Source organism: Streptomyces olivaceoviridis, from assembly GCF_014650115.1.
GTDB lineage: Bacteria > Actinomycetota > Actinomycetes > Streptomycetales > Streptomycetaceae > Streptomyces > Streptomyces olivaceoviridis.
In genome coordinates this window covers 1-1,045 of record NZ_BMUI01000111.1, presented here as the reverse complement: position 1 = coordinate 1,045, position 1,045 = coordinate 1, and the positions used below count along the sequence as shown (strand labels likewise).

The 1,045-nt window shown below is 71.2% G+C and carries 1 protein-coding gene and 1 pseudogene; both read right to left on the bottom strand.

What is annotated here, in order from left to right; all coding sequences use genetic code 11:
• A pseudogene (locus tag IE273_RS43125) lies at nt 1-466 on the bottom strand (hypothetical protein); the annotation flags it as partial.
• Complete coding sequence (locus tag IE273_RS43120) at nt 447-989, bottom strand: SigE family RNA polymerase sigma factor (RefSeq protein WP_189820553.1); 543 nt, start codon at nt 987-989, stop codon at nt 447-449. The pseudogene IE273_RS43125 and the gene IE273_RS43120, both read right to left, overlap by 20 nt.
• Nucleotides 990-1,045: the final 56 nt, after the last annotated feature.

Below are 1,045 nucleotides of genomic sequence, written 5' to 3'. Positions count from 1 at the left end.
GCCGGCAGGTGGCCACGGCGTCAGGTGTGCCGCTCACGCACGTGCCGTGGGCCGGCGGCGACAGCGGCTGGGACGCGATGAACGCGACCGGTCCCCCGCGCGCGTCGTCGACGGACACGGCGTACCACCCTCGTGGCAGTGTGACCTCGACCGCCCGTGCCGGCCCGAGCAGACGCACCGGTGCGCCGGGGCCGCGGGCAAGCGTGACGGGCGACGACGGGGTGGACGCCGTCCCGTGTGTCAGGCCGGTGTCGCGCGGTCCCGGCAGCACGAGGGCAAGGCCGGCGGCGGCGGTCAGCGCGGCCCCGAGGGCTGCCGCGTTGCGCCGGCGCCGGCGCCGCGCCTTCCGCCGGATGCCGGCCATCCGTTCGGACGAGGGGCGGGGCGCCGGGACCGCGGCCTCCAGGAGGCTGCGGACCGCGTGCTCCGTCTCGTTCCACTGCTCCTCATCCGGCTTGGCGGCCATGACTGATTTCCTTCCATATCCCGGGCACGGTCTCCAGTTCCGTTCGCAGTGTTTTCAGTGCCTTGGCGGCCTGGCTCTTCACGGTGCCGGGGTGACAGCCCAGCACGTGTGCGGTCTCCTGCACGCTCAGTTCCTCGAAGTACCGCAGGACCACCACCGCCCGCTGCCGGGCCGGCAGCCGCCGGACGACCAGGGCGAGTGACTGTTCGAGGTCCACGGCGTCGAACGGGTCGCCGGGTCTCGCGTTCTCGGGCATCCGTCCGTGTTCGTGCGGGATCTCCCCGCGCCAGCGCCGCTGCCACCACGACAGGTGGGTGTTGACCAGGGCCTTGCGTACGTATGCCTCCGGGTTCTCCGTGCCGATCCTGTGCCACTTGGACCACACCTTCGCCAGTACCGTCTGTAGCAGGTCCTCGGCGAGGTGTGCGTCACCCGTCAGGAGCCAGGCGACCCGGAGAAGTCTGGGTCCACGTGCCGTCACGAACTCCTCGAAGGTCGCGTCGGCGTTCCTCGCCGTCCTCATTCCGCTCCTGTTCCCGAAGGTGGCTTCACACCTGTCACACGCATGAGCACCTTTCA